This window comes from Streptomyces sp. NPDC006512 (assembly GCF_040611935.1).
In the GTDB taxonomy this organism is placed as follows: domain Bacteria; phylum Actinomycetota; class Actinomycetes; order Streptomycetales; family Streptomycetaceae; genus Streptomyces.
Map to the genome: position 1 here is coordinate 1 of NZ_JBEXPG010000116.1, position 9569 is coordinate 9569.

Consider the following 9569-nt stretch of genomic DNA (forward strand, 5'->3'; position numbering starts at 1 on the left):
GCGGCCTGCGTGTGCCCGATGTTCGACTTGATCGACCCCAGCAGCAGCGGACGGCCCTCCGGCCGCTCCTGCCCGTACGTCGCCAGCAGCGCCTGGGCTTCGATCGGGTCCCCGAGCCGGGTACCCGTACCGTGCGCCTCCACCGCGTCCACATCCGCGGTCGACAGACCGGCACTCACCAGGGCCTCGCGGATCACCCGCTGCTGCGACGGCCCGTTCGGGGCGGTGAGTCCATTGCTGGCACCGTCCTGGTTGACGGACGAGCCGCGGACCACGGCCAGGATCGGGTGGCCGTTCCGTATCGCGTCCGACTGCCGCTCCACGAGCAGCATGCCCGCGCCCTCGGCCCAGCCCGTGCCGTCGGCAGCCGCGGCGAAGGACTTGCAGCGGCCGTCCGCAGAAAGGCCCCGCTGACGGCTGAAGTCGATGAAGGTGCCCGGCGTGGCCATCACCGTGACACCGCCGGCCAGTGCCATGTCGCACTCGCCATTGCGCAGTGCCTGGATCGCCCAGTGCAGGGCGACCAGCGACGACGAGCAGGCCGTGTCGACGGTGACGGCCGGTCCCTCCAGGCCGAAGGCGTACGAGACGCGGCCCGAGGCGATGCTGCCGGAGGTACCGGTGCCGAGGTATCCCTCGACGCCCTCGGGCAGTTCGTCCCCACCTCCGGTTCCGTCTCCGATACCGGTCGCGTAGTCGTGGTACATGACGCCGGCGAAGACGCCGGTCCGGCTGCCGCGCAGGGTGGTCGGGTCGATCCCGGCCCGCTCGAACGCCTCCCACGAGGTCTCCAGCAACAGCCGCTGCTGCGGGTCCATCGCCAGGGCCTCACGCGGCGAGATCCCGAAGAACGCCGCATCGAACTCGGCCGCCTCGTGCAGGAAACCGCCCTCACGGGTGTACGTCGTGCCCGTGTGGTCGGGGTCGGGGTGGTACAGCTCCTCGACGTTCCAGCCCCGGTCTGCGGGGAAGCCGGTGATGCCGTCGCCGCCCGTGGCGACGAGCTGCCACAGGTCCTCGGGCGTCCGCACCCCACCGGGGAACCGGCAGCCCATGCCCACGATCACGATCGGGTCGTCGGCGACGGCGGTGCCGATGCCGGTGGCAGAGCGGACGGGCGTCCGCAGGCCGCGTACCGCCTCCTCCTGGCCGACGGTCACCGCCAGCTCGCTGAGCAGGTGCCCGGCGAGCGCCGCCGGTGTCGGATAGTCGAAGACGAGGGTCGGGGGGAGCCTGAGGCCGGTCTCCGCCTTGAGTGCGTTCCGCAGTTCCACTGCGGTGAGCGAGTCGAAGCCGAGGTCCTTGAAGGCGCGGTCTGCGTCGACGGCCTCCGCACCCGTGTGGCCGAGGACCGCCGCGACGCGTTCGGCCACCAAGTCCAGCAGTACGCCCTCGCGCTCCGCCGTAGGCAGGGCGAGCAGGCGGGCGGTCAGGGGGGATCCCGTGTCCGTGCCGCCACCGCTCCGCTCGACGGTCCGGCGGGCCGGTACCCGTACGAGGGAACGCAGCAGGGGCGGCGTCGCACCGGCCGAAGCGGCCTGCGTGCGCAGGACCGCGAGATCCAGGTGCATCGGCAGGAGCACCGCCGAGTCCACTGTCATGGCGGTGTCGAAGAGCGAGAGTCCCTCTTCGACGGCCAGTGCGCCGACACCTTCCCGGGCGATGCGCCGCAGGTCGGCCTCGTCGAGGCGCGCCGCCATGCCGCCGTCGCCGCTGACGCCTGCCTGGGGGGCCCACAGGCCCCAGGCCAGGGAGGTGGCAGCCAGTCCCTCAGCCCGACGGCGTTCGGCCAGAGCCTCCAGGAACGCGTTCGCCGCAGCGTAGTTCGCCTGCCCGGCCGCGCCGAACGCGGCCGCAGCACCCGAGAAGAGCACGAACGCCGACAGGTCAAGCTCCCGCGTCAGCTCATGCAGGTTCCACGCCGCATCCACCTTCGGCCGCAACACCGCCGCCACCCGCTCGGGGGTGAGGGAAGCCAGCACACCATCGTCCAGGACCCCGGCTGTGTGCACCACGGCCGTCAACGGATGCTCGGCCGCAATCCCCGACAGCAGCTCCGTCAACGCCCCCCGGTCCGCAAGATCACAAGCCACGAGCTCCGCGTGAGCACCCAGCCCACGCAGCTCCGCAACCAGCTCCGCAGCCCCGTCCGCCGCCGGACCCCGACGACTCGTCAGCAGCAGACGCTCCACGCCATAGGCAGAGACCAGATGACGGGCGAACAACCGGCCCAGACCACCCGTCGCACCCGTGACGAGCACCGTCCCGGACGCGTCCCCGCGCACAGCCTTCGCCCGCTCCGAGATGCTGTCCGACGAAGCCACACGCACCAGACGAGGAACGGTGACCTCACCACCCCGGATCGCCAACTCCGGCTCCCCGGACGCCAACGCGGCAGGAACCGCCGCGAGCGACGCCTCCTCACCGTCCAGGTCGAGCATGAGCAACTGCCCCGGGTTCTCCGACTGCGCCGAACGCAACAGCCCGCGAACCGCACTCCCCGCAAGATCCCCGACACCAGCGCCAGCCTCGACGGCCACCGCACCAGAGGTCACCCACACCAACCGGGTGCCGGCGAACCGCTCATCGGCCAGCCACTCCTGCACCACCGCAAGCGCACCGTTCACCGCCGCATGCACGGAACCCACCACGTCACCGGCACCAACGCCAGCCGACGGCACGACGAACACCGCATCCGGCACCGGCTCACCCGCCGCCAACGCCACACCGAGCGCGACTGCATCCGGGTACTCCGCGACCTCGGCACCCGTGTCACGCAAACCGATCTCGTCGCGGCCCAGGACCGCCCACCTCATGCCGTCGGCAGCAAGGCCCGCACCGACCACGCCGGGCGTCCACTCCACGCGGAAGAGCGACTCCACATGACCGCCACCCGCCGCGTGCACCTGATCGGCGGAAGCCGGACGGAGCATCAACGACTCCACAGCCGCCACCGGACGCCCCGCCCCATCCGCGACCAACAGCGCGAAGCCGTGCGAGCTTTCGGCGGAGTTAGGGGTCAGGCGCATGCGAATCGACGACGCACCCGACGCGTACAGCGAGACGCCGGCCCAAGAGAAGGGAAGCAGCGGACCGGAAGAGACTCGTCCCGCGTCGTCGCCGTGGCCGATGGCGTGGAGGCCCGCGTCGAGCAGGGCCGGGTGCAGACCGAACCGCGCCGCGTCCCGGCGACCGTCGTCCGGCAGCGCGACCTCGGTGAACAGTTCCGTGTCACGACGCCAGGCCGCCTTCAGCCCCTGGAACAGCGGCCCGTAGGCCATCCCGTCCCCGGCCAGCTCCCCGTACAGCTCTGTGATGTCGACCGGTACGGCGCCGGCCGGCGGCCACGCCGCCAGCTCGCCGAACTCCAGCTCCCCCTCCGGCCGCGCCCCGACCGCCAGCACACCGGACCCGTGACGCGTCCACAGCTCCTCGACCCCGCCGTCCTGACGACGCGAGTACACACTGAACGGCCGACGCCCGGACTCCGAAACCGCCTCCACCACCAGCTGGAGCTGCACACCGCCCCGCTCCGGCAGCACCAGCGGCGCCTCCAGCGTCAGCTCCTCCACCACATCGCAACCGACCTGGTCACCAGCACGCACCGCCAGATCCACAAAGGCCGTACCCGGCAGCAGCACACTGCCATGGATCATGTGATCCACCAGCCAGGGGTGAGTATCGAGCGACAGCCGGCCGGCAAGGAGCACACCCTCGGAATCGGCGAGCGCGACCGCCGCACCCAGCAGCGGATGACCCGCGTCACCGAGCCCGATCGCCTCCGGATCCCCCGTGGCGAACGCGGCCGCGCCGGGCCAGTACCGCTGCCGCTGGAACGCGTACGTCGGCAGATCGACACGACGGGCACCCGAACCGGCGAAGAACGCCGCCCAGTCGACGGTGACCCCATGGAGGTGAGCCTGCGCCAGCGCCGCAACGGCGGCGTCCGTCTCCGGGCGACCCTTGCGGAGCAGCGGAACGAAGGCGGCGTCATGCTCGACGCAGTCCTGAGCGAGCGCCGACAGCACGCCGTCCGGACCGAGTTCGACGTACGTCGTCACGCCGGCGGCCTCAAGGGCGCGCACACCGTCGAGGAACCGCACGGCCTCGCGGACGTGGCGGACCCAGAACTCCGGCGAACCCATCTCATCGGAGACGAAGGAACCAGTCAGGTTCGACACGACGGGAACGCTCGCGGTGCCGAAGGTCAATCCCTCCACGACCTGGCGGAAGTCGCCCAACATGCCGTCCATGTGCGGCGAATGGAACGCGTGGCTCACGGTCAGCCGCTTGCTCTTGCGGTCCGCGAACGCTTCGACGACCGCGGCCACCGCGTCCTCGTCACCCGCGACGACCACCGACCGCGGTCCGTTGACCGCGGCAATGCTCACCCGGCCGGTCAGCAGCGGCAGGACCTCGTCCTCCGACGCCTCCACCGCAACCATCACACCACCGGACGGCAGCGCCTGCATCAGCCGACCGCGGGCCGCCACCAGCGTGCAGGCGTCGCCCAGGGACAGCACCCCGGCCACATGCGCAGCCGCGATCTCACCGAGAGAATGCCCCGACAGGAAGTCCGGCCGCACACCCCACGACGTCACCAGCCGGAACAGCGCGACCTCCACCGCGAACAACGCCGGCTGCGCATACTCCGTCCGATCCAGAGAGTCAGGCTCCTCTCCGAACAACACGTCCATCAGGGGGAGTTCGAGGATTGCGTCCATCCGGGCGCATATCGCGTCCAGCGCGTCCGCGAACACCGGGTAGGCGTCGTACAGTTCACGGCCCATCCCGATGCGCTGACTGCCCTGACCGGTGAACAGGAAGGCCAATGCACCCTCGGAAGCCGTACCGTGCGACAGCCCTGCCGCTCGCTCACCGGCGGCCAGGGCTTCCAGGGCGGCCAGGAACTCGTCCCGTTCGCCCGCGACGACCACGGCCCGGTGTTCGAGGGCCGACCTCGACGTCGCCAACGAGTAGGCGACGTCGGCGGGTTCGAGCGCCTCGTCGGCGGCGAGCCCGGCCGTCAGGCGTTCGGCCTGTACCCGCAGGGCAGTCTCGTTCCTCGCGGACAGTACCCACGGGACGACGACACCGCTGCGCCGCTCCGGAGCCACGTCTGCGACGTCCGGTGCCTGCTCGATGATCGTGTGGGCGTTGGTACCACTGAAACCGAACGAGGAGATGCCCGCCCGGCGCGGACGGCCGGTCTCCGGCCAGGCACGCTTCTCGGTCAGCAGGGCGATCTCCCCCGCCGACCAGTCGACATGCGGGGTCGGCTCGTCCACGTGAAGCGTCTGCGGAAGCACCCCGTGGCGCATCGCCATGACCATCTTGATGATCCCGGCAACACCGGCCGCGGCCTGGGTGTGTCCGATGTTCGACTTGACCGAACCCAGCAGCAGCGGCTGGTCCGCGGAACGCTCCTGCCCGTACGTCGCCAGCAGCGCCTGGACCTCGATCGGGTCCCCGAGCCGGGTCCCCGTGCCATGCGCCTCCACCGCGTCCACGTCCATCGGGGACAGTCCCGCGCTGGCCAGGGCCTGGCGGATGACCCGCTGCTGCGACGGACCGTTCGGAGCTGTCAGACCGTTGCTCGCACCGTCCTGGTTGATCGCAGAACCCCGCACCACCGCCAGCACCGGATGCCCGTTGCGACGCGCGTCGGACAGCCGCTCCACGAGCAGCATGCCGACACCCTCACCCCAGCCCGTACCGTCCGCGCCGGCCGCGAAGGCCTTGATGCGGCCGTCCTCCGCCAGACCCCGCTGACGGCTGAAGTCGATGAACGCCCCGGGCGACGACATGACAGTCACGCCGCCGGCGAGGGCCATGGAGCACTCGCCCTGCCGCAGCGCCTGGACGGCCAGGTGCAGGGCGACCAGCGAGGACGAGCAGGCGGTGTCGACGGTGACCGCCGGGCCCTCCAGGCCGAGGACGTAGCTGACGCGACCGGAGACGACGCTCGCCGCGTTGCCCGTGCCGACGAATCCCTCGATGCCGTCGGGAGCGGCAAGCGCGAGGTTGAGGTAGTCCTGGCCGTTGGTGCCGGTGAAGACGCCGACCCGCTCGCCGCGCACGGTGGCGGGATCGATGCCGGCCCGCTCGAACGCCTCCCAGGTGGTCTCCAGCAACAGCCGCTGCTGCGGGTCCATCGCCAGGGCCTCGCGAGGGGCGATGCCGAAGAAGTCGGCGTCGAAGTCCGCCACGTCGTAGAGGAAACCGCCCTCGCGGGCGTAGAAGGTGCCCTGCTGATCGGGGTCAGGGTTGTACAGGCGGTCCAAGTCCCAGCCGCGGTCGACGGGGAATTCACCGATGGCGTCGCCGCCGGTGGCCAGCAGGTGCCAGAGGTCCTCGGGGGTACGGACGCCGCCGGGGAAGCGGCAGCTCATCGCGACGATCGCGATCGGGTCACCGTCGACCGCCGTCGTCACCGGGCCCGTGACCTCAGCCCGCGTGCCGAGCAGTTCATCACGCAGATACGCGGTGAGAGCGGAGGCCGTCGGATAGTCGAAGATCAACGTGGCCGGCAGGGTCACGCCCGTGGCCGCACCCAGCCGGTTGCGCAGCTCTACCGCGGTCAGCGAGTCGAATCCCAGCTCCTTGAACGCACGCTCCGCACCCACCGCCTCCGAACCGTCATGCCCGAGGACCGCCGCGACGTGCGCACGCACCAGAGCGAGCAGTTCCCGCTCCAGCTCCGCCGCGCCAAGACCGGCCAGCCGCCCCACCGGCGACCCGGCAACCTCAACACCAGCAGCCGGAACAACCGTCCCGGACTCGACCAGTTCCGTGAACAGAACACTGGGACGCACCACCGTGAAGGCCGGCCCGAAACGCCCCCAGTCCACGTCCGCGACCAGCACCGCCGCATCGGTAGCCGAAGCCACACTCTGCCGCAGAACAGCCATCGCCGTATCGGGAGCCATCGGCGGCAGACCCTCACGCCGCATCCGCGCGTCCATCGCCTCATCAGCGGCCATGCCGCCCTCGGCCCACGGACCCCACGCGAGCGAGGTCCCGGCCAGCCCGGCGGCACGCCGCTGCTCAGCCAGAGCATCCAGATAGGCGTTGGCCGCGGCGTAGTTGGCCTGACCGGCCGCACCGACCATGCCACTCATCGACGAGAACAACACGAACGCGGAGAGCTCGATACCCAGCTCGACGGTCAGCTCGTGCAGGTTAAGGGCGGACGTCGCCTTCGCCCGCAGCACACTCTCGAACCGCTCGGGCGTCAGCGCGTCGAGGACGCCGTCATCCAGCACACCAGCCGTGTGGACCACAGCGGTCAGCGTCTCCGCCTCGGCAACCAGCAGCTTCCGCAGGGCATCCCGGTCGGAGACATCGCAAGCGACGACCGACACCTCCACACCCTGCCCGGCCAGCTCCGCCACCAGCTCGGCAGCACCAGGAGCATCAGCGCCCCGGCGGCTGGTCAGCACCAGCCGCTCGGCGCCCGCCCCGGCCAGCCAACGCGCGACCCGCCCACCCAGCGCACCCGTACCGCCGGTCACCAGCACCGTCCCGGACGGCGCCCAGGAGCCGGAGGCCCCGGCCGCACGGACCAGACGACGCCCAAAGACCCCGGAGGAACGAACAGCGACCTGATCCTCGCCGGAACCGCCGGACAGGACCCCGACCAGACGGCCCAACGCCCGCTCGTCCCACACCTCGGGAAGATCGACCAGACCACCCCAACGCCCAGGCGCCTCCAGAGCCACCACCCGACCCAGCCCCCACACCTGAGCCTGCACCGCAGACACCAGACGATCGGACCGGCCCACACTCACCGCACCACGCGTCAGGCACCACAACGGCGCCTCCACACCGGCATCACCCAACGCCTGCACCAGACCAGCCGACGCCACAACCCCAGCGGCCTCGTCCAGCGCAAGAAGGGACACCACACCCGCCACCGAACCAGCAGCCACCAACAGCTCGGCCAGCCCGGCACGATCCGTACCCGGCTCGACCACCACCCGCCGAACCTCGGCACCACGCCCGGCCAGCGCGTCCACCACAGCGGTGTCATCCACGCCAGCCGTAGACACGACCAGCCACGCCCCCGCCAACCGTGCACCGGACGCGGCGACGTGCGCCAGCGGCATCCAGGACACCCGGTAGCGCCAGGCATCGACAGCCGTCTGGGTGCGCAGGCCACGGCGCCAGGCCGACAGGGCCGGCAGGACCGTGCCCCAGGCGTTCTCGTCGTCCATGTCCAGGGTGGTGGCGAGCGACTCCAGGTCCTCGCGCTCCACCGCGTCCCAGAAGCGGGAGTCCGCCTCATGGGCGGCGCTGCTTCGAGCAATGCCCTTCAGCTGCAGCCAGTAGCGCTGCCGCTGGAAGGCGTACGTCGGCAGCTCCACCCGTGCGGCGCCGGTGCCGGCGAAGAAGGAACTCCAGTCCGCCTCCACACCCCGCACGTGCAGCAGGGCGAGGGCGGTCACGACGGTCTCGGCCTCGGGACGCCCGTTGCGCAGGACGGGCACGAAGCTGACGCCCTCTTCCGTCACGCACTCCTGGCCCATCGCCGAAAGCACACCACCCGGCCCGAGTTCGAGGTACGTGGTGACCCCAGACCCCTCCAAGGCCCGCATGCCGTCGAGGAACCGCACGGACTCGCGGACGTGTCGGACCCAGAACTCCGCCGAGCCCATCTCGTCGGAGACGAGCGCACCGGTCAGGTTCGACACGACCGGAATCCGCGGGGCCGCGAAGGACAGCCCCTCCACCACCTGACGGAAGTCGTCCAGCATCCCGTCCATATGCGGCGAATGGAACGCGTGGCTCACGGTCAGCCGCTTGCTCTTGCGGTCCGCGAACGCTTCCGCGACCGCAGTCACCGCGTCCTCGTCACCCGCGATCACCACCGACGTGGGCCCATTGATCGCGGCGATGCTCACCCGGTCGGTCAGCAACGGCAGGACCTCGTCCTCCGACGCCTGCACGGCGACCATCACACCACCAGACGGCAGCGCCTGCATCAGCCGACCGCGCGCAGCGACCAGCGTGCACGCGTCGTCCAGCGAGAACACCCCGGCCACATGCGCAGCCGTGATCTCACCGATCGAGTGCCCGGTAACGAAGTCGGGCGTGATGCCCCACGACTCGACCAGCCGGAACAGCGCCACCTCCACCGCGAACAGCGCGGGCTGCGCATACTCGGTCCGATTCAGCAGCTCGGCATCGTCTCCGAACAGCACGTCCTTCAGCGGCAGTTCCAGCCGCTCGCACACCGCGTCCAGAGCCTCCGCGAACACCGGGTAGGCGGCACACAGTTCACGCCCCATCCCCAGCCGCTGACTCCCCTGCCCCGTGAACAGGAAAGCCGTCTTCCCACCGACAGGCGACCCCCCGACCACTCCCGGCGCCGAGTCGCCGTCCGCCAGCACGGCCAGGCCCGCCAGCAGACCCTCACGGTCCGCGGCCACCACCGCCGCACGCTCCTCGAACGCGGCCCTGCCGACCGCCAGCGACCACGCGACGTCGACCGCCCGCAGGTCCGGCGCCGACAGCACAGCCGACCGGAGCTCACGCGCCTGCGCCCGAAGGGCGTCTTCACCCTTCGC

The 9569-nt window shown here is 71.1% G+C and carries 1 protein-coding gene; it reads right to left on the bottom strand.

Going from position 1 to position 9569, the window contains the following annotated elements; translation table 11 throughout:
* Positions 1 to 9569: SDR family NAD(P)-dependent oxidoreductase (locus ABZZ17_RS39380; RefSeq protein WP_356884097.1), on the bottom strand; the 9569-nt coding region annotated here is incomplete at both ends.